General features: G+C 73.3%; 20 protein-coding genes. 14 read left to right on the forward strand and 6 right to left on the reverse strand.

What is annotated here, in order from left to right:
* Positions 1-1272 precede the first annotated feature (1272 nt).
* The 5 genes from ACFPM7_RS09680 to ACFPM7_RS09700 all read left to right on the forward strand — a co-directional run bounded on the left by ACFPM7_RS09680 (position 1273) and on the right by ACFPM7_RS09700 (position 5087).
* Positions 1273-1635 (forward strand): hypothetical protein, encoded by a 363-nt coding sequence (locus ACFPM7_RS09680; RefSeq protein ID WP_378246115.1) that lies wholly within the window; start codon positions 1273-1275, stop codon positions 1633-1635.
* Complete coding sequence (locus tag ACFPM7_RS09685; RefSeq protein ID WP_378246117.1) at positions 1635-2423, forward strand: ESX secretion-associated protein EspG; 789 nt, start codon at positions 1635-1637, stop codon at positions 2421-2423. The genes ACFPM7_RS09680 and ACFPM7_RS09685 overlap by 1 nt, the downstream gene beginning before the upstream one ends.
* Positions 2424-2565: 142 nt before the next feature.
* Positions 2566-3909: a WXG100 family type VII secretion target gene (locus ACFPM7_RS09690; protein ID WP_378246119.1), complete on the forward strand. Its 1344-nt coding sequence runs from the start codon at positions 2566-2568 to the stop codon at positions 3907-3909.
* 15 nt (positions 3910-3924) lie between these two features.
* The gene (locus ACFPM7_RS09695; RefSeq protein WP_378246121.1) at positions 3925-4266 is read left to right on the forward strand and encodes a hypothetical protein; all 342 of its coding nucleotides are present in this window, start codon (positions 3925-3927) and stop codon (positions 4264-4266) included.
* Positions 4266-5087: an ESX secretion-associated protein EspG gene (locus ACFPM7_RS09700; RefSeq protein ID WP_378246122.1), complete on the forward strand. Its 822-nt coding sequence runs from the start codon at positions 4266-4268 to the stop codon at positions 5085-5087. The genes ACFPM7_RS09695 and ACFPM7_RS09700 overlap by 1 nt, the downstream gene beginning before the upstream one ends.
* A 144-nt stretch (positions 5088-5231) precedes the next feature.
* Here ACFPM7_RS09700 and ACFPM7_RS09705 read toward each other — a convergent pair whose 3' ends face one another.
* Entirely contained in the window at positions 5232-6320 is a 1089-nt protein-coding gene (locus ACFPM7_RS09705; RefSeq protein ID WP_378246124.1) for a magnesium and cobalt transport protein CorA, read from the reverse strand.
* Positions 6321-6682: 362 nt separating this feature from the next.
* Here ACFPM7_RS09705 and ACFPM7_RS09710 point away from each other — a divergent pair, with 362 nt between their 5' ends.
* Positions 6683-7189 carry a MaoC family dehydratase gene (locus ACFPM7_RS09710; protein ID WP_378246126.1) on the forward strand — a complete coding sequence of 169 codons (507 nt, stop codon included), beginning with the start codon at positions 6683-6685 and terminating at the stop codon, positions 7187-7189.
* A gap of 57 nt (positions 7190-7246) precedes the next feature.
* The gene (locus ACFPM7_RS09715; RefSeq protein WP_378246128.1) at positions 7247-8353 is read left to right on the forward strand and encodes a DUF2332 domain-containing protein; all 1107 of its coding nucleotides are present in this window, start codon (positions 7247-7249) and stop codon (positions 8351-8353) included.
* A 16-nt stretch (positions 8354-8369) separates the two neighbouring features.
* Here ACFPM7_RS09715 and ACFPM7_RS09720 read toward each other — a convergent pair whose 3' ends face one another.
* A complete protein-coding gene (locus tag ACFPM7_RS09720) occupies positions 8370-8792 on the reverse strand; it encodes an NUDIX hydrolase (protein ID WP_378246130.1) in 423 nt (140 codons plus the stop codon).
* A gap of 144 nt (positions 8793-8936) precedes the next feature.
* Between ACFPM7_RS09720 and ACFPM7_RS09725 the strand changes: the two genes are divergently transcribed.
* The 4 genes from ACFPM7_RS09725 to ACFPM7_RS09740 all read left to right on the forward strand — a co-directional run bounded on the left by ACFPM7_RS09725 (position 8937) and on the right by ACFPM7_RS09740 (position 11224).
* Positions 8937-9098: a hypothetical protein gene (locus ACFPM7_RS09725; RefSeq protein ID WP_378246132.1), complete on the forward strand. Its 162-nt coding sequence runs from the start codon at positions 8937-8939 to the stop codon at positions 9096-9098.
* Positions 9099-9117: 19 nt separating this feature from the next.
* A complete protein-coding gene (locus ACFPM7_RS09730; RefSeq protein WP_378246134.1) occupies positions 9118-9687 on the forward strand; it encodes a PH domain-containing protein in 570 nt (189 codons plus the stop codon).
* A gap of 68 nt (positions 9688-9755) precedes the next feature.
* Positions 9756-10619 carry a PHP domain-containing protein gene (locus ACFPM7_RS09735; protein WP_378246136.1) on the forward strand — a complete coding sequence of 288 codons (864 nt, stop codon included), beginning with the start codon at positions 9756-9758 and terminating at the stop codon, positions 10617-10619.
* Complete coding sequence (locus ACFPM7_RS09740) at positions 10619-11224, forward strand: MarC family protein (RefSeq protein ID WP_378246138.1); 606 nt, start codon at positions 10619-10621, stop codon at positions 11222-11224. Before ACFPM7_RS09735 ends, ACFPM7_RS09740 begins: the two co-directional genes overlap by 1 nt.
* A 33-nt stretch (positions 11225-11257) precedes the next feature.
* Here ACFPM7_RS09740 and ACFPM7_RS09745 read toward each other — a convergent pair whose 3' ends face one another.
* Positions 11258-11605 (reverse strand): ArsC/Spx/MgsR family protein, encoded by a 348-nt coding sequence (locus ACFPM7_RS09745; RefSeq protein ID WP_378246140.1) that lies wholly within the window; start codon positions 11603-11605, stop codon positions 11258-11260.
* Between the two features lie 116 nt (positions 11606-11721).
* Here ACFPM7_RS09745 and ACFPM7_RS09750 point away from each other — a divergent pair, with 116 nt between their 5' ends.
* Both ACFPM7_RS09750 and ACFPM7_RS09755 read left to right on the forward strand, forming a co-directional pair.
* Positions 11722-12528: a RecB family exonuclease gene (locus tag ACFPM7_RS09750; RefSeq protein WP_378246353.1), complete on the forward strand. Its 807-nt coding sequence runs from the start codon at positions 11722-11724 to the stop codon at positions 12526-12528.
* Entirely contained in the window at positions 12525-12938 is a 414-nt protein-coding gene (locus tag ACFPM7_RS09755) for a hypothetical protein (protein ID WP_378246142.1), read from the forward strand. Before ACFPM7_RS09750 ends, ACFPM7_RS09755 begins: the two co-directional genes overlap by 4 nt.
* 34 nt (positions 12939-12972) lie before the next feature.
* Here ACFPM7_RS09755 and ACFPM7_RS09760 read toward each other — a convergent pair whose 3' ends face one another.
* From ACFPM7_RS09760 to ACFPM7_RS09770, 3 genes are read right to left on the reverse strand one after another with little or no spacing between them, the layout of a single operon-like run.
* Positions 12973-13845, reverse strand: a complete 873-nt coding sequence (locus ACFPM7_RS09760; RefSeq protein WP_378246144.1) for an alpha/beta fold hydrolase — start codon at positions 13843-13845, stop codon at positions 12973-12975.
* A 35-nt stretch (positions 13846-13880) separates the two neighbouring features.
* Complete coding sequence (locus tag ACFPM7_RS09765) at positions 13881-15341, reverse strand: Rv3212 family protein (RefSeq protein WP_378246146.1); 1461 nt, start codon at positions 15339-15341, stop codon at positions 13881-13883.
* Between the two features lie 4 nt (positions 15342-15345).
* Positions 15346-16989 (reverse strand): DEAD/DEAH box helicase, encoded by a 1644-nt coding sequence (locus ACFPM7_RS09770; RefSeq protein WP_378246355.1) that lies wholly within the window; start codon positions 16987-16989, stop codon positions 15346-15348.
* A 284-nt stretch (positions 16990-17273) separates the two neighbouring features.
* On the opposite strand from ACFPM7_RS09770, the gene ACFPM7_RS09775 reads away from it, so the two are divergent.
* Positions 17274-17942: a ferritin-like fold-containing protein gene (locus ACFPM7_RS09775; RefSeq protein ID WP_378246148.1), complete on the forward strand. Its 669-nt coding sequence runs from the start codon at positions 17274-17276 to the stop codon at positions 17940-17942.
* Positions 17943-17996: the final 54 nt, after the last annotated feature.

A 17996-nucleotide genomic window follows, 5' to 3' on the forward strand; every position in this document is an offset into this window, starting at 1 on the left:
GGCTGGCCCACCCCCGAGCAGGCCGCCCCCTTCGGCACGCACGCCTTCCCCCGCCCTGACCTGGGCACGGACCAGGCGCCCACGTCGCCGACCGGGGTGACCCCGCCCTTCCCGGACCAGGCCGCCGCGGTGCCCACCCCGCCATTCCCGGGGACGGTCCCGGCGTCCGGGCCGGGCTCGGCGGTTCCTGCTCCACCGTTCCCGGACCAGCGCTTCGGCACACCGATGGGCCCAGCGGCGGCCACGGGGCAGCCCTTCACCGGACCAGGCGGTCCGACCGTGCCCGCGGGACAGCCCTTCGGCGGGCCCGGCGGGCCAGCCGCTGTGGCGGGACAGCCGTTTGGCGGGGCAGGTGGGCCTGCCCCGGTGGCGGGGCAGGCGTTCAACGGGGCGGTCGGTCCTGCTGGGGCCGTGGGGCAGCCGTTTGGCGGGGCGGGTGGGTCTGCTGGAGTCGCGGGTCCTGGTGTGGTGGGTGGGCCGCCGGTCGCCGGTGGGCCGGGTGTGGGGGTGCCTACCGCGCCGTCTGGTGCGCCGTTCTTCCCGGGGGCGCCTGGTGCGGGCGGGGCGACCTCGCCCGCAGGGGCGGCGACCTATCCCGGGGCTGGTGCGCCTGCGGGTGTTGAAGCCGGGCCGGTGGTAGGGCAGCCGGTGGTGGGACAGCCGGTGGCTGGGGGGCCGCCGTCGATCGGGGAGACATTGAATCCGCCGGTCAACGGGGGGCCTGCCGACGCCGGGCCTCCGCACGGCCCTGGTCGGGAGCCGGGGCAGCCTGCTGGAGCTGTCCCGCCGGACGCGCCCGCAGGCCCGGGAGCGGGCCACGCGGGCCCGGGCAGCGGTCCAGGTGCGGAAGCGCCGGGAACGCCGGGAACCGGTGAATCCGGGGGAGTCGTGCCGCCGAGCGGGGAGGGTGGGAGCGGCTCGCCGGCGGACTCGGGGCCGGGGGCTGTCGCTCCCGGTGACGGTGAGCCGGTCCCCGATGCCCCCGACGGGGAGGGCTCTGTTCCTCCGGGTGGTGAGGTGCCTGCCGGTGGACCTGCCGACCCGGTGGGGCCTGGTGACGGTCAGATCGGTGGGCCTGTCCAAGGTGGTGGGCCCGGGCAGGGTGCCGGGTCCGACCAGGGTGGTGGGCAGGGGGACGGACAGCCGACCACGCTTCCCGCGCCCGGAGCGGGCCAGCCGACGACGCTTCCCGCGCCCGGTGAGGGGCAGCCGACGACGCTTCCCGCGCCTGGAGCGGGCCAGCCGATCACGCTTCCCGCGCACGGGCAGCCGGTGCCGGAGAAGGCGGCGGGCGGGGAGTCGCGGGGGCGGTGGGACGTCGATCTGGAGCAGTTGCAGGAGTTCTCCGTCGCGGTGACCGCTGCGCGGACCGGGCTGGCGGCGGTGCAGTCGTTGGTGAGTCAGATGCAGGGGGACGCCTACACGCCCAAGTTGGGGACCAGTCCTGTTGGGCAGCAGCTGGCCAGGAAGTTCGACGACCGGCTGAACAGCGATGCCGGTCTGCGGCCGTTGCTGGCTGAGGCGGTGCGGCGGATGGACGAGTTCATCAACAGCGCCGAGTCGGTGCGGGACGCCTACGAGGAGTCGGACGCCGTGGCTGAGGACGCGGTGAAGCGGGCTGGTCAGGGCGGCTGATGACGTCCATGCAGAGTGCGCGGGCCGCCGTGCTGCACCCCGAGGAGGTCGACCTGCTCTGCGCGTTCGCGGGGGTGGGGGCGCCGTTCCCGGTGCGCATCCGGTCGCGGGGGGCGACCGAGGAGGAGCGGCGGGCTGGGTTCGGGCAGGCCAGGGCCCGGTTGCAGAGCCGGGGGCTGGCCGGGCACGGGGGGCCGCTGGGGGTGGCGGCCGACTTCGTGCACCTGCTGCGGCAGGGTGGGGGCGCGCTCGACCTGGTCGTCACCCGGCGGGGGAAGGCCTCGGGGGCCGTGGTGCTGGCGCACCGGGACAGCGCGGTGCTCGTTGAGCAGGACATGGACCGGACCAACGGGGCTGTGCGGCTGCTGGGCCTGGGGGTCCGCGACGCCGTCGACGGTCTCCTGCGGCTGGTGCCGGATCACCCGGCGCCGAGGGCGGCGCCGTTCAGCGTGGCCCGTTCGGCGCTCGACCGGCTGCACCAGGCGATCGTGTCCTCGCCCGGAACGCTCGGACCGGATGACCTGGACCGTCTGCGCGCGGCGCACGGCATCGACGACCAGACCGCCCGCCGCATGGTGAGCCACCTGCAGCCCGTGCTCGGCAACGGCCAGACCGGCGCCGCCGTGCGCCGGGGGACCGGGTGGGTGCGCGGCGGGGAGGAACTGCGCTGGTTGGACTCCGCGCGCGGCCGGTTCCGCCTCGGCACCGGCGAGTGGATGAGCGTGAACCCGATCGGCCCCGACGAGCTGCGCGCCGAGGTGCGCGCGATGGCGGGGCAGCTGTGGTGAGCGCGGGATCGGCCGCGGCGGGCAGCCGCGGGATGGGGAAGCTGTTCGCCGGCGGGACAGCTCTGGTGAACGTGAACGCGTTCAGGACGTCGGGGGCATCCGCTACCGTGACAGTCGGAAACGAGGGTCGAGGGGGCCGGGCATGATCGGCAACGTCGAGGAGCTGGTTCAGCGCTTCCGCGCTTCCGCTGAGCGGGCCGCGGCCGCGCGGCAGGCGGCTGAGCGGGACCGGCGGGCCAAGCGCAGGGACAACGACCAGTGGGTCACCGGCGGGGTGAACTGGGACGGGTTCAGCCTCAAGTCGCTGCAGCGCATGGTGGGCATGAACGCCAACTCCCACCAGCTCGACGCCCTCGCCGACGTCTGGGTGCAGAACGGGCAGAACATCACCCGCAGCGCCCAGGAGCTCGAACAGTCGATGCGGCGGCTGATGCAGTTCTGGTCGGGCGCGTCGGCCGACACCGCGCAGAACTCCGTGCAGCGCAACGTCACCTGGCTGGCCGAGACCGGCGAGGTCGCCGTCGACATGGCCCGGCCGATCCAGGACGCGGGCGGCGCGCTGCGCTCGGCGCAGAGCACGATGCCCGGCGGCTCGCCCAGCTCGCCGTGGGCGGGCAACATCGGCGGCGGCGCCGCGGTGGGCATGGCCATCGGCGGACCCATCGGCGCGGCGTTCGGGGCCGCGATCGGCGGGATCGCCAGCGCGTTCGGCTTCGGCAGCAACAAGAAGAAGATGAAGCGCAAGGCCGTGCAGACCATGCGGCGCTACGAGACGGCGCTGCTCGGCGTCGACGGCGTCACCCCGCAGTTCGGCGACCCGGCCGACGGCATCAACCCCGGCGGCACGCCGGGCAACCCGCGCCCGCCGGGCATCACCCCCGGGCAGGGCACGCCCCCGCCCAGCGGGTCGCTGCCGCCCGAGCTGATCGGCGGACCGCGGGTGCCGCCACCGATGCCCACCCCCGACATGGGCACCACGCCCAGCCTCGCGCCCGGCTTCGAGAGCGGCTGGGAGCGACGCTGGCAGGGCATGACGGGCCTCGGGCCCGGCGCGGGCGCGGGAATCCCCGGTGCGGGCGGACCCGGTATCGGCGGCGGTCCGGTGGGTTTCGGCGGCATGCCCGGCGCGGGCATGGGCCGGGGCATGGGCGGTTTCGGCGCGGGGGCGGGCGCGGGACGCGGCGCGATGGGCGCGGGCAGGCCCGGGCTCGGTGCGGGCGGCGGCGCGGGCCGGGGCATGGGCGCCGGTGCGGGCGCCGGGCTCGGCCGCGGTGGCGCGATCGGCGACAAGCAGCGCGGGGCGACGGGCCGCTTCGGCCGCGGCACCGGGTTCGGCCAGGGCTACGGCCAGGGCGCGGGCGCTGGTGCGGCTCCCGCGGGCGCGCGCAAGGACGAGGACGGCGAGCACAAGCGCCGCGTGCCGATCGAGGAAGACCCGTTCACCCCGCACGACCTGCGGGCCGCGCCGCCGGTCATCGGCCTGTAGAGGAAGGGCTACCCCATGTACGTGGACAACGCCGCCGGGGCGGGCTGGCACGTCGAGCCCGAGCAGATGACCGAGTTCATCGCCGCGCTGGAAGAGGTCAGCCGCGACCTCGACGAGCTGAAGGCCAACGTCGCGGCGCTGTCGGCCAACGGCGCGCAGGCGATGCTGGGCACCAGCCCGGTCGGGATCGAGATGGCCGAGAAGTTCGCCGACCGCCTCGTCGGCGAGTACGGCCTGCGCGGTCAGCTCGACGCCGCCGTCCTGCGGATGGAGGAGTTCCTGGACAGCGCGCGCAAGACCCTGCAGGGCTACCAGGTCAGCGACGAGACCGGCGCGCAGAGCCTGCGCTACACCTGATGGAGCTGATCAGCGGCGCGGGCACCGCTCTGCACCCGGTCGAGGTCGACCTGCTCTGCGCCTTCGCCGAGGTCGAGGCCCCGTTCCCGATCGATGTCGCCGCGGCGGGCGAGGACGAGGTCGAGCGCGCCGTGCTCTACCGCGAGGCCGCCGAGGCGATGCGCGACCGGGGCCTGGCCGACGAGCGCGGCCCGCTGGACGTGGCCGAGGAGTTCGTCTACCTGCTGCGCGCGTGCACCGGTGTGGTGGACATGGTCGTCGCCACCGAGTCCGGCACGCGGTCGGTCGCGGTGCTGACCGCCCGCGACGACGCGCTGCTGGTGCACCAGGACACCGCCGACCCGTTCGGCATGGTCCGCATGCTGCCGACCACTGTGGACGACGCGGTGAGCAGGCTGGCGCGCATGGTGCCGCAGGCCGAGACCCCGCTGACCGCGCCGTTCTCCCTGCCCCGGCGCGCGGTGCTCAACGCCTTCCAGGAGATGGTCGCCCGCGTGCCCGCCGACGGCGGCGACCCGGTGCCGATGTCTCCCGACCAGATCGATGAGCTGCTGGGCCGCAGCGGCATCAGCGACCGGGTGTCCAGCCGGATGGTGGCCGCGCTGACGCCGTCGGTGGGCAGCGGCCAGGCCGGGGTGGCGCTGCGCGACGAGACCGAGGACCAGTGGCGGCGCTCCGGGCCGGAGCTGAGCTGGCTGGACACCCCGCGCGGGCGCTTCCGGCTCGCGGTCGCCGAGGACGACGCCTGGATGAGCGTCAACCCGTTGTCGCAGGCCGAACTGCGCGCCGAACTGCGGGCGCTGGCCCAGCGGGTGCGCTAGGCCCTAGGGCGTCTGCGAGATCAGCACCGTCACCACCGTGATCCAGGTGAAGACGCTGGCCAGCAGCCAGAACTTGATATTGGACAGCAACCGGACCACGGGGAGACCTCCCAACAGGGGTGCGTGAACAGGGCGGGGCCGGCGTCAGAGCCAGCGGTTCTTGCGGAATATGCGGTAGAGCACGAAGCAGACGAGCAGGATCGCGAGCATCACCATCGGGTAGCCGTAGCGCCATTTGAGTTCGGGCATGTTGTCGAAGTTCATGCCGTAGACGCCGACCACCATCGTGGGGACGGCGATGATCGCCGCCCACGACGTTATCTTCCGCATGTCGGTGCTCTGCTGGAGGGTGATCTTGGCCAGGGTGGCGTCGACGAGGGTGGTCAGCAGCTCGTCGTAGCTGGCCACGCGCTCGGTGACGGTGGTGAGGTGGTCGTCGACGTCGCGGAAGTAGGAGCGCACGTCGTCGGGGATCAGCGCCGAGCAGCCCTCGGCCAGCCGCCGCAGCGGGTTGGCCAGCGGCATGACCGCTTGGCGCAGCTCCAGGATCTCACGCTTCATCAGGTAGATCTGCTCGGCGCTGACCGGGCTGCGCGGGGCGAACACGGCCCGCTCGATGACGTCGATGTCGGTCTCGAACGACGCGGTCACCGCCAGGTAGCTGTCGACCACCTGGTCGGCGATGGCGTGCAGGACCGCGGCGGGGCCGCCCGCGGCCAGGCGCTCGGGGGAGCGCTCCAGCTCGGCGCGCAGCCCGTGCAGGCCGGAGTGCTTGCCGTGGCGGACCGTGACGACGTAGTCCTCGCCGAGGAACACCATGATCTCGCCGGACTCCACGATCTCGTTGGCCGTGGTGGGCGACTCGTGCTCGACGTAGCGGACCGTCTTGAGCACCATGAACAGGTTGTCGTCGTAGCGCTCCAGCTTGGGCCGCTGGTGGGCGTGGACGGCGTCCTCGACGGCCAGCTCGTGCAGGCCGAAGGTCTCGGCGACGCCCTGGATCTGGCGCTCGTCGGGCTCGTGCAGGCCGATCCAGACGAACCCCTCCCCGCGTCCGCGCACCTCGGCCACGGCGTCGGTGTGACTCCAGCGGCCGGGCAGGCGGGTGCCGTCGACGTAGACGCCGCAGTCGACCACGTAGGCGGAGAGCGGCACGGGCAGCGGCGGGACGACCTGGTCGGCGACCCGGTTGTTGCGGCCTTTGCGGCCGCCGAGCGAGGGGATGGAGGGCATCGCGGTGCTCCAGGGATCACGCCGCGAGAGCGCGACGGGACCGGAGGGGCGCGCGGGCCGCTCTCCGGTGGCGGAGCGTCCTGGCCGGTTCCTGCGAAGCCCCTAGCTGGCGGCTTCCCCGGTGAGGACGCGGGGACTACTGCATCCGGTCGCGGATTCATGACCAGGCTTGTCACCCATGCGTTCTCACCTCCTCGGGCCGGTGGCGGCGGCGATCGCCCCGCACGAGGATACCCGCAGCAGCGGGGGCGCTGCGCGGCAACCTGGTGCACTCCCTCACAGACCTGTTGCGGCCCGCCGACCCGCCCCGTACAAGTGACCTACTCGCCAGTCACTTAGCCCTATTCACCGCGGAGGACCACGTGCAGTTCGGCCGTTACTACGAGGAGTTCGAGGTCGGCGCGGTCTACAAGCACTGGCCGGGCAAGACGGTGACCGAGTACGACGACCACCTGTTCTGCCTGCTCACGATGAACCACCACCCGCTGCACCTGGACGCCCACTACGCCGAGAACACCACCGACTTCGGCAAGAACGTGGTCGTGGGCAACTACATCTACTCGCTGCTGCTGGGCATGTCGGTGGCGGATGTCTCCGGCAAGGCGATCGCCAACCTGGAGGTCGAGTCCCTGCGCCACGTCGCGCCGACCTTCCACGGCGACACCATCTACGGCGAGTCCGAGGTGCTGGACAAGACGCCGTCGAAGTCCAAAGACGACCGCGGCGTGGTCTACGTCGAGACCCGCGGCTACAAGCAGGACGGCACCGTGGTGTGCGTGTACCGCCGCAAGGTCATGGTCCCCAAGGTCTCCTACGGCGAGGCGCGCGGCGGCGAGCAGCCCGGCCGCCCCGAGCCCAAGCCCCGCTAGGCCGCCCACGACCGGCCGGTGGTCGCGGACACGCCCGGTGGACTAGCGTTCCCGGGCGTGGCGACCGCACAACTCGACGAGATCCGGTCCCGGCTGCGCGCCTTCGCCGACACCGAGGCCGCCGGTGAGTCCCCTCTCTACGCCCACCTGGCCGCTCAGGCCGCCGACGACCCCGAGGTCGCCGCGCTGCTGAGCGCCGCGCCGCCCGAGCAGGCCCGGCCCACGCTGCTGCTGGCCGCCGCGCACCGCGCGCTGCAGGCCAACCCGTTCCACGAGCTGGTCAATTACTACCCGTCGATGGGCGGCACCTACGGCCTGGACAGCGGAACGTGGCCGCTGTTCCGCTCGTTCGTGCTCGACCATGCCGACCGGGTGCGGACGCTGGTCGCGACCAAGACCACGCAGACCAACGAGGTGCGCAGGGCCGCGCTGGTCTATCCGGCGCTGGCCCTGGCCGCCAAGCAGGCCAAGGGCTCGGTCGGGCTGCTGGAGGTCGGGTGCAGCGCGGGCCTGCTGCTGGGCCTGGACCGCTACGCCTACCGCTACCAGACCCGCCAGTCCGGGCAGATCGTCGCCGGGCCCGCCAAGACCCCGGTCGGCCTGCACTGCGCGCTGGAGGGCGACTCGGTGCCGGTGCTGCCCAAGAAGCTCGCCCTCGCCGCGCGCGTCGGCCTGGACTCCGCGCCCGTCGACCTGGAGGACGAGGACGCCGTCGCCTGGCTGGAGGCGTGCGTGTGGGCCGACCAGCCGGAGCGGCAGCGGCTGCTGACGACCGCGGTGGGCCTGCTGCGCAAGGACCCGCCGCCGGTGGTGGCAGGCGACGCCGTGGACGACCTGGCCGCGGCCGCCGAGCGGGTGCCCGAGTCGGCGCCGCTGGTCGTGCTCACCTCGAACGTCCTGCCGTACCTGGCCGAGCAGCGGCGCCGGGAGTTCATCGCGGCGCTGGCCGAGCTGGCCGGGCGCCGTCCCACCTGGTGGGTCAGCCACGAGGGCTACCGGGCGGGGCTTTCTCTGATCCTGCCCGATCGGGGGGACTTGACCCCAGGTCCGGGGGCCGCGGCCTTCGGGGTCCTCGGTCTCACCACCTGGGAGTCGGGGCGTCCGAAAACCGCTGTCCTCGGCCGCACCGCGATGCACGGGGAACGCCTCACCTGGCTGGCCTGACCTGCGCCGACTCCGTTCAGCGCGGCAACTGTCCCCATGACTGCAAAGTGGTGGCGAGTTCGTCCACCAACTGGCCGGATCTTTCCATTGTGGTGAACGTCGCAAGGTCGACCCAGCGGACGTCGGTGGCGTCGTCGCCCGCCCTGAGTTCACCGCCTGTCACCGAGCACGCGTAGTCGTGGATGTCGAACACCCCGGAGGGCGCAGGGCGCTCCACCGCTCCGATGAATGCGCCAACGGTCGCGGAAAGGCCGGTCTCTTCCCGCAACTCTCTGCTAAGCGCTTCGGCGTCGGTCTCGCCGCTTTCGACCTTTCCCCCTGGTAGTGACCACAAACCGGAACCAGGCTCATGTGCGCGGCGAATGAGCAGAACGCGTCCGGAATCGTCGCGGACGACCCCTCCGACGCAGCGGATCACCCGGTATTCGCCAGAGGACATGGGTACGCAGCGTAGTGGCATCCCGATGGTGACGGTCCGCGTTGACCTATCCCGGGGACTGGGCTCCCATGCGTCAGCCGAGTGCGGTACAACGGTTTTCAACAGCGCCAGACCAAGGTGCGTCAGGGAGCGGGGTAGATCGCAGTGGACGTCAAGAAGGTTCTCGTCTTGACCGGGGCCGCGTTGCTGGTTTTCTTCTTGGTCACCCAGCCGGTCGCGTCCGCCGGAATCGTCAACTCCATCATCACGACCCTCCGCGAAGGCGCGGAAGCGGTCATCACCTTCGTCCGTACTGTTTTCACCTGATAACGGGTAGCGTCGAACCATGTTCGCGCCCCGTGACCCAGACGAGTACCTGCTCGACTCCGAACGACGGGTCATCCGGGTGCGCAGGCACTGGGCGTACCTGACCTGGCAGGTCTTCGAGGCCGTCGCGCTGCTCGCCGTGTGCGTGATGATCTCCTACGTCCTGCCGCCGTCGACGTGGCTCGTGCAGAACATCCTCTGGTACGTCGCGCTCGCGGTGCTGCTGCGCTTCACCTACCAGGTCATCGAGTGGTGGGTCGAGCGCATCGTGGTCACCGACAAGCGCTTCCTGATGACCACGGGCGTGTTCACGATCAGGGTGCTGATGATGCCCATCAGCAAGGTCACCGACCTGACCTTCGAGCGCAGCTGGATCGGCCGCATGCTCGGCTACGGCACGATGGTGGTCGAGTCGGCCGGTCAGATCCAGGCGCTCAACCGGATCGACTACCTGCCCAGGCCCGAGCAGGTCTACGACGCGATCTCGGAGCTGACCTTCGGCGACAAGAAGGCCCAGGCCGAGCGGTTCTCGATGATCAAGGCCCAACGCATCGCCCGGGGCAAGAAGAAGGCGGCGGGCAAGGTCTAGCCGCCCGCCGAACCCGTCCCGGCCCACCCGTGACCGCGTGACCTGCGTCATTCGGCCACACTGGCGGGGTGCGGATCGACCTCCACTGCCACTCCACGGCCTCCGACGGCACCGACAGCCCCGCCGGGCTGGTCGAGGCCGCGGCGCGGGCCGGGCTGGATGCCGTGGCGATCACCGACCACGACACCACCGCGGGGTGGGCCGAGGCCGCGGCGGCGCTGCCCGCCGGGCTGTCGCTGGTGCGCGGCGCCGAGCTGACCTGCGCCTCCGAGGACGGCCGCGGCGGCTACTGCACCGTGCACCTGCTGGCCTACCTCTTCGACCCGGCCTCCGCGGCGATGGTGGCCGAGCACGCCCGCACGCGGGCCGAGCGCCGGACGCGCCTTCACCTGATGGCCGGGCGGATGGCCGCCGACGGCTACCCCGTCGACGCCGACGCGCTGCTCGCCGGCCTGCCCGACGAGGTCCCAGCGGGCCGCCCACACCTCGCGCAGGCCCTGGTGGCCGCCGGGGTCGTCGGATCGGTCAGCGAGGCCTTCACGACGCTGCTGAACGGCCGCAATCACTATTACGTGCCCAGCCGCAAGACCTGGGTGCTGGAGGCCATCGACCTGGTGCGGGCCGCGGGCGGGGTGTCGGTGCTGGCGCACGGCTTCGCCCACCGGCGCGGGCCGGTCGTCACCGCCGACGTCGTCGCCGAGCTGGCGGGCGCGGGCCTGGACGGGGTCGAGGTCGACCACCCCGACCACGACGCCGACGCGCGGGCCCGGCTGCGCGCCATCGCCGGGCGGCGCGACCTGCTGGTCACCGGCTCCAGCGACTACCACGGCACCAACAAGACCACCCCGATCGGCGCCGAGGGCACCGCGCCGGAGGTGCTGGCCGAGATCGCGCGCCGTGCCACCGGCGCCCGGGTCCTGGCGGGCGCCTGATGTTCGACGGCGCGCTGTTCGTGGAGGCCACGATCACCCTGCTGGTGATCATGGACCCGCCGGGCACCATTCCGGTCTTCCTCAGCCTGACCGGCCGCAAGTCGCCGGAGACCCGGCGCGGGGCGGCCCGGCAGGCGGTGCTGGTGTCGCTGGTGGTAATCAGCCTGTTCGCCATCGGCGGCGAGGTGATCCTGCGCTACCTGGGCATCGGCATCCCGGCGCTGCAGGGCGCGGGCGGGCTGCTGCTCCTGCTGATCGCGCTGGACCTGCTCACCGGGCGCGGTTCGACCGAACAGGAGATCGCCGAAGACGTAAATGTCGCATTAGTCCCACTTGGCACGCCATTGTTGGCGGGGCCGGGTGCGATCGCGGCGACGATCGTGTTCGTCCGCCAGGCGGATGGGCATATCGGCTCCTATTTGGCCTTGGGCGCGGCCATTGTCGCCGTGCATTTGTTCCTGTGGTTGTGCCTGCGTTATTCCGGTGTGGTCATCCGGTTCATCAAGGACAGCGGGATCACCCTGCTGGCCAAGATCGCCGGTCTGCTGCTGGCGGCGATCGCGGTGCAGCTGGTGGCCGACTCGGTGCGCGGCTTCATCGGCTGAGCACCGTTCCCGACCGCGCTCAGCCGACCGCGCTCAGCCGAGCGCCTGGTCGATGGCCTCCTGGCTCCTGGCCAGGACCGCCCGGCCGTCGTCGGTGAGGATGATCGGCCGCTCGATGAGCACCGGGTTGGCGGCCAGCACCGCGATCCAGGCAGCGCGCTCGCGGGGAAAGCCCGCCAGGCCCAGCTCCTTGGCCCTGGCCTCCTTCATGCGGGTGATGTCCCACGGCTGGAGGCCGAGGCTGGTCAGCACCGCCTCCAGCTCGGCCTCGGTGGGCGGCTGGTCGAGGTAGCGGCGGACGGTGTGGCCGGGGGCGGCGGAGTCGAGGGCGGCCTTGGCCGCGCGCGACTTCGAGCAGCGGGGGTTGTGCCAGATCTCCACGCCGCCGATTCTGCCCGAGCCCGCCGCGGCGGGCGGGCGCGGATCGTGTCGGTGGGACTGCGTACCGTGGAGGCGTGCAAGGTCAAGTGAGCCAGGGGCAGCTCGGCTTCGAGAGCATGCCGAAGCGGCTGATCAAGGTGACGCCGTCGAAGCTGGGCACGTGGGCGGACTGCCCGCGCCGCTTCCGCATGGCCTACCTCGACCGGCCGACGCCCGCACGCGGCGGCCCGTGGGCGCACAGCACCCTCGGGGCCGTCGTGCACAACGCGCTCAAGGCCCTGTTCGACCTGCCCCAGCGCGCGCGCAGCGCCGACGCGGCGGCCGGGCTGGTGCGCACGCACTGGAAGGACGACGGCTTCGCCGACGCCGCCCAGGCCGCCGAGCACCGCGACCGGGCCGCGGGCTGGGTGCACGACTACGTCGCCGAACTCGACGTGGCCCACGAGCCGGTCGGCCTGGAGCGCTGGGTGTCGGCGCCGGTGGGCTCCCTCGTCGCCGAGGGCAGGGTCGACCGCATCGACCAGCGCGGCGACGAGGTCGTCATCGTCGACTACAAGACCGGCCGCCACGGGCTGACCACCGACGACGCCCGCGGCTCGCAGGCGCTGGCGCTCTACGTGCTGGCCGCGCGCCGCACCCTGCGCAGGCCGTGCACCAAGGTCGAGCTGCACCACCTGCCCACGGGCACCGTCGCCGCCTGGGAGCACACCGAGGAGTCGCTGGCCAGGCACCTGCGCCGGGCCGAGGAGAGCGCGGAGGAGTTCCAGCTGGCCACCGACACGCTGCGCGCGGGCGGCGACGGCGACGTGCTGTTCCCGGCCAATCCCGGCCGCCAGTGCTCCTGGTGCGACTTCCGGCGCAGCTGCGCCGACGGGCAGGCCGCTGGCCCCGCCCTGGAGCCATGGGCGATGCTGTCGTCGTGACCGGCCCCACCGAACGCCTCCCCGCCCCCGGCCGCACCCGCCCTGAGGCGAACAGTGCGGACAACGCGGACGCGACGACAGTCGAGCTGCCCTCGGCGCGCACGCGGCCCGCCGAGGACGCCCCCGCGCCTCCCCGCCCCGGCGGGCCGTGGCGAGACCTGACCGGCGCGGTCGCGATCGGCCTGTGCGGCCTCGCGGTGGTCGTGCTCGGACTGCAGGTCTTCGCCTGGACGCAGCCGGACGTGCCCGGCCCCGGCCTGTGGGTGCTGCTGGGGCACTTCGGCGCGGCCGCCGCCGCCGTCGTGGCCCAGCGCGTCGCCGACCGGCGGCGCGGACCGCAGGCGGCGCTGGCCATGCTGATGGTGGCCATCGCCTGCGGTGTGGCGATCTGGTACTTCTGGTGGGCCTGACCTGACGTCTACAGAGGACTGTCCTCTGTAGACATCAAGCGTAGGTCATCCAGGTGTTCCAGGTCGGCAGCAGCACATCCAGCAGGGCCTCGGGCGCCTCGACGGCGGGCGAGTGGCCCGCGCCGGGGATCGCGGCGTAGTCGGCCTCCAGCCGGTCGGCCATGTCCCGCTGCACCGCGGGCGGCCAGGTGTCGTCGGCCATGCCGCAGGCCACCAGGCAGCCGGTGCTGGACCCGCGCAGCTTGCGCGAGAGGTCGGCGACCAGGTCGGGCTCGGTGCGCAGACCGCGCGCCATGCCCAGCAGGGCGGCCTCGGAGTTGCGCAGGAACCGGGCGCGGAAGAACTCCCGCATCGGCTCCGGCATCTCCTGCCAGCGCGGATTGCCGCGGTTGAGCGCCTCCTGCGCCTGGTGCGCGGCCTCAAGGCCGTGCTTGCGCAGCAGCGGGTCGCCCAGCTCCAGCGCCTGGCGCCGAGTGCCCTGCGGCAGCTCGCCGGGACCGGAGCAGAGCAGCGTCAGCCCGGCGACAGGAGCGCCCGCCAGCACCGCCCTGCGGGCGATGAGGCCGCCGTAGGAGTGGCCCAGCAGCAGCACGGGCCTGCCGTCGGAGGCGAGTTTCTCCACCAGCTCGGCCAGCCCTGTCCCCAGGGCGGTCGGCAGGTAGGCGGACTCGTCGTCCGGGCCGGGGGTGTCCATCTGACCGGGCAGGTCGATGGCCACCGCCTGGTAGCCGGCGTCGGAGATGGGATCGAGGAGCGGGGCGAAGTCTTCCTTGGACCCGGTGTAGCCGGGAACCATCAGGACCACAGGGCCTTCGCCGGTGGAGCGCAGGGCCGCGTACCGGCCCGGCAGCTCGACCTGGACGGCCCTGTGCGAGGAGAGTTGCGAGTGAACCGGTAGGTCGGACATGAGACCCAGTGTGCGCCTCGGACCCCGGCCGCGTCTTATCGCAAAGCAACCAAAAGCGGGCCGCGCTGTTCGAGCACGATGGGACCGATCGCGCCCATCGCGATGGGCCCGATGTAGCCGTCCCGGGCCACCGGCAGCACGCCGACGCGCTCGCCGGTGGTCTGGTCGACGACCGCCAGGCCGTCGGCGACCGGGACCAGCATCCGGCCCGCGAACGCCACACCTGGGCCGAAAGCGCCCGGCACGGTCCACTTCGGCTTGAGGTCCTCCAGCGACAGCGCCACCGCCGAGGACCCGGTGAACCAGTAGAACGCGCCGGTCCCCATCGCCGTCTCGGCCACCGAGCCCGCCTGGGCCAGCCCGCCGGGCCCCAGCTCCAGTGGCGTGCTGGAGGCCTGGTTGCCGTCGTCGCCGTAGACCAGGAGGGCGGCCGGGTCGGGGACCGCGACCGCGGTGAAGCGGTCGGTCATGGCCACGACCTGCGCGGACTCCGTCGCCAGGACGGTGCTGAAGACGACCTCGGGCCGGTCGGCGTCTTTGCCGGTGGCCTTGTAGACCGTCAGCCGGTCGGCCAGGTCGTCCGGGCAGCGCTCGATGACGCCGATGCGGCCCGCCGCCATGTGCACGGAGTCGAACATGCAACCGGTCCTGGGCTGGCGCTCGGGCACGACCGGCGCGGGGACCTGGCCGTACTCCATGGTCTCGACCAGGTCCGAGCGCAGCGTCGTGATCAGGTGCTTGCCCGCCGAGGTGAGGTAGGTGCCGTCGTCGGTCAGCTCGGCGCCCAGCTCGGCGTCCCAGTTGCGCGCCGTGTGCCTGCCGCCGTTCTCCGGGTAGAGCGAGGTGACCTCGCTGCACGCGCCCTCGGCGCGGGGGGCGCCGTCGGGCAGGAAGCCGCCGTCACCGCGGTAGACGGCGATGGCGTGCTCGAAGGCGCCGCTGACCGCGCACAGCGGCAGGTCGCGCCGGTAGCTCCAGACGACCTCGCCGGTCAGCGGGTCGCGCCCGGCCACCTCGCCGCCCTCGCCGGTCACCACGACCGGCCCGGCCACCACGGGCTCGGGCGTGGCCGCGCTCTGCGCGCGCCACACCTCGCCCAGCGACGGCGGGAACACCTCCGGCCCGGCGGGCGAGGGCGGGGCCGCGCCCTGCGTCGACGCGGTCGCCCGGAAGTCGGCGTTCTGCCATACGAGCGCCCCGGCGACGACCAGGGCCACCACGATCACCGCGGCGGCGACCAGGTCGCGGCGGCGGGTGAAGCGGGTCCGCTCCCGCGGCTGCACCGGCTCCGGCGGCGGACCCGCCAGGACGTCCTCGGCGCGCCAGGTGTGGAACCCGTCGCCGTCGCCCCCCGCCGGGGACAGGCCGTCCTGGTGGGCCGCGCCGTCGAGCGCGGCGCGGCCCGCGGCCTGCTCCCCGTTCGCGGGCGTGCTCGGGTGCGGCGGCTCCTCGGGTGCGGAACCAGCCTCGCTGTTCGGGGGCTCCGGTGCGGTCACCAGGTCAGTCTGCCGACCCCGGTGTTTCGCCGGCGTTCGACCCCGGGGAAACGACCTCGCCGCCGCGCCTGCGCCTGCGCGCCCTGGAGCGGGCGGGCTTGGCCTCCGCCGCGCCGGGCTCGGCCTGCTGGGTCGGCTCGGCCGGGGCCGCGCCGGACTCGCCGGAGCCGCCCTCGATGTCGACCCCGCCGCGCCTGCGCCGCCTGCGCGGCCTGCTGGACTTCTCGTCGCCGTCCTGGCCCACGGGAGCGGACTCGCGCTCGGCCGGGCCGGAGCGCTTGCGGCTGCTGGTGCGCCGCGCCCGGTCGCCGCCGGCGCGCTTGCGACCGCCGAGGTCCTCCTCCGGCTCGGCGTCCAGGCCTGCGCGGGTCCGCTTGGACAGCGGCAGCCTGCCGGTCGACTTGTCCGAGATGCCCAGGTCGGAGAACAGGTGCTCGGAGGTGGAGTAGGTCTCGACCGGCTCGGGCTTGTCCAGGCCGAGGGTGTCGCTGATCATCTTCCAGCGCGCCTCCTCGTCCCAGTCGACCATGGTGATCGCGACGCCGGTCTTGCCCGCGCGGCCGGTGCGGCCGATGCGGTGGACGTAGGTCTTCTCGTCCTCGGGGCACTGGTAGTTGACGACGTGGGTGACGTCGTCGACGTCGATGCCGCGGGCGGCGACGTCAGTGCAGACCAGCACGTCGACCTTGCCGGTGCGGAAGGCCCGCAGCGCCTGCTCGCGCGCGCCCTGGCCGAGGTCGCCGTGCACGGCGCCCGCGGCGAAGCCGCGCTCGACCAGCTCGTCGGCGACCTTCTGCGCGGTGCGCTTGGTCCTGGTGAAGATCATGGTCAGGCCGCGGCCCTCGGCCTGCAGGATGCGCGCCAGCACCTCGACCTTGTCCAGCGAGTGCGCCCGGTAGACGAACTGCGTGGTGCGCTCGTGGATGGCGCCCTGGTCGTTCTCCTCGGCGCGGATGTGCGTCGGCTGGCGCAGGAACGTGCGGGCCAGGGTGATGATCGGGCCGGGCATCGTCGCCGAGAACAGCATCGTCTGGCGCTGCTCGGGGACCATGGTCAGGATGCGCTCGATGTCGGGCAGGAAGCCCAGGTCGAGCATCTCGTCGGCCTCGTCGAGGACCAGGCCGCCGACCTTGCCCAGCACCAGGTGGCGCTGCTCGGCCAGGTCGAGCAGGCGGCCGGGGGTGCCGACGACGATGTCCACGCCCTTGCGCAGGGCGGCGATCTGCGGCTCGTACGGGCGGCCGCCGTAGATGGCCAGCACGCGCACGCCGAGGTGCTTGCCCGCGTCCTTGAGGTCGTGGGTGACCTGCAGGCACAGCTCGCGGGTCGGGACGACCACGAGCGCCTGCGGGGTGCCGTCGCCGGGGGAGACGACCCGCTGCAGCAGCGGCACGCCGAAGCCCAGGGTCTTGCCGGTGCCGGTGCGGGCCTGGCCGATCAGGTCGTCGCCCGCCAGCGCCAGCGGCAGGGTCAGCTCCTGGATGGCGAAGGTCCGCTCGATGCCCGCCTCGCCGAGCGCGCGCACGATCTCGGGGTGCACGCCCAGCTCGGCGAAGGTCGGCGCGTCGGGGGTGACCGGCGCCCCGGCCTGCAGGCCGTGCGAGGTGTCCGCGTCGGGCGCGCCCGCCTCGCTGTGCTCCAGGATCACGGGATCGATGCCCGTGTCCGGCCCACTGCCGTGGCCGGTGTCCTGTTCGGTGTTGTCGTTCGTCAGGGTGATCAACCTCTCTAGTTCACCAGCGCGCAGGGCCCTGGTCGGGCCGCTCGACCGCGCACGCGGGGTTCGCACCCGGTGTCGCGGGAGGGCTCATCGAGGCTTGCGCGCACCCTCCGCCCCGGCCGTGAAGGCCGTGGGCCGCCCGTTTCCGCCGGTACTGGCGGGCAGGCGTCCTGCCGAGTCTACCCGGCGGGCCAGGCGGATACCCTGCCACCATGGAGAACGCGGAGGTCGGGGGGCGCGCCGCGCTTTCCCAGGGTGTGGTCGACCTGCTGGGTGTGCTGGCCTACGGCGAGCTGTCGGCCTTCGACCGGCTGTCCGAGGACGCGCGCACCGCCCCGACGCTGACCGGCCGGGCCGCGCTGTCGGAGATGGCCGCGGCCGAGATGGGCCACTACCGCACGATCGCCCGCTTCCTCGCCGACCACGGCGTCGACGTGGAGGACGCGGTCCGCCCCTTCATCGGCCACATCGACACCTGGCACGCGTCGACCGCGCCGCGCTCGTGGCTGGAGTCGCTGGTCAAGGCCTATGTCGGCGACGGGCTGGCGGCCGACTTCTACCGCGAGATCGGCTCCTGGCTCGACCAGGAGACCTCCGCGCTGGTCACCGAGGTCCTCGCCGACACCGGGCACTCCGCCTTCGCCGAGCGCGAGGTGCGCGCCGCCATCGAGCGCGACCGGACGGTCCGCGACCGGCTCGCCCTGTGGGGCCGCCGCCTGCTCGGCGAGGCGCTGACCCAGGCCCAGTACGTCGTCGCCGAGCGCGACGGCCTGGCCGAGCTGATCGTGGCGGGCACCGGCGACCTGGCGGGCATCGCGGCGCTGTTCCGCAAGTTGCAGCAGCAGCACGGCAAGCGGATGTCGGCGCTCGGCCTCGGCTGATCCGCGTTCGCGGGTGGTGAACACGGCCCGGCCGTCGCCACCCGTCGGCCCGGG

Source organism: Actinokineospora guangxiensis (assembly GCF_042657845.1).
Taxonomy (GTDB): domain Bacteria; phylum Actinomycetota; class Actinomycetes; order Mycobacteriales; family Pseudonocardiaceae; genus Actinokineospora; species Actinokineospora guangxiensis.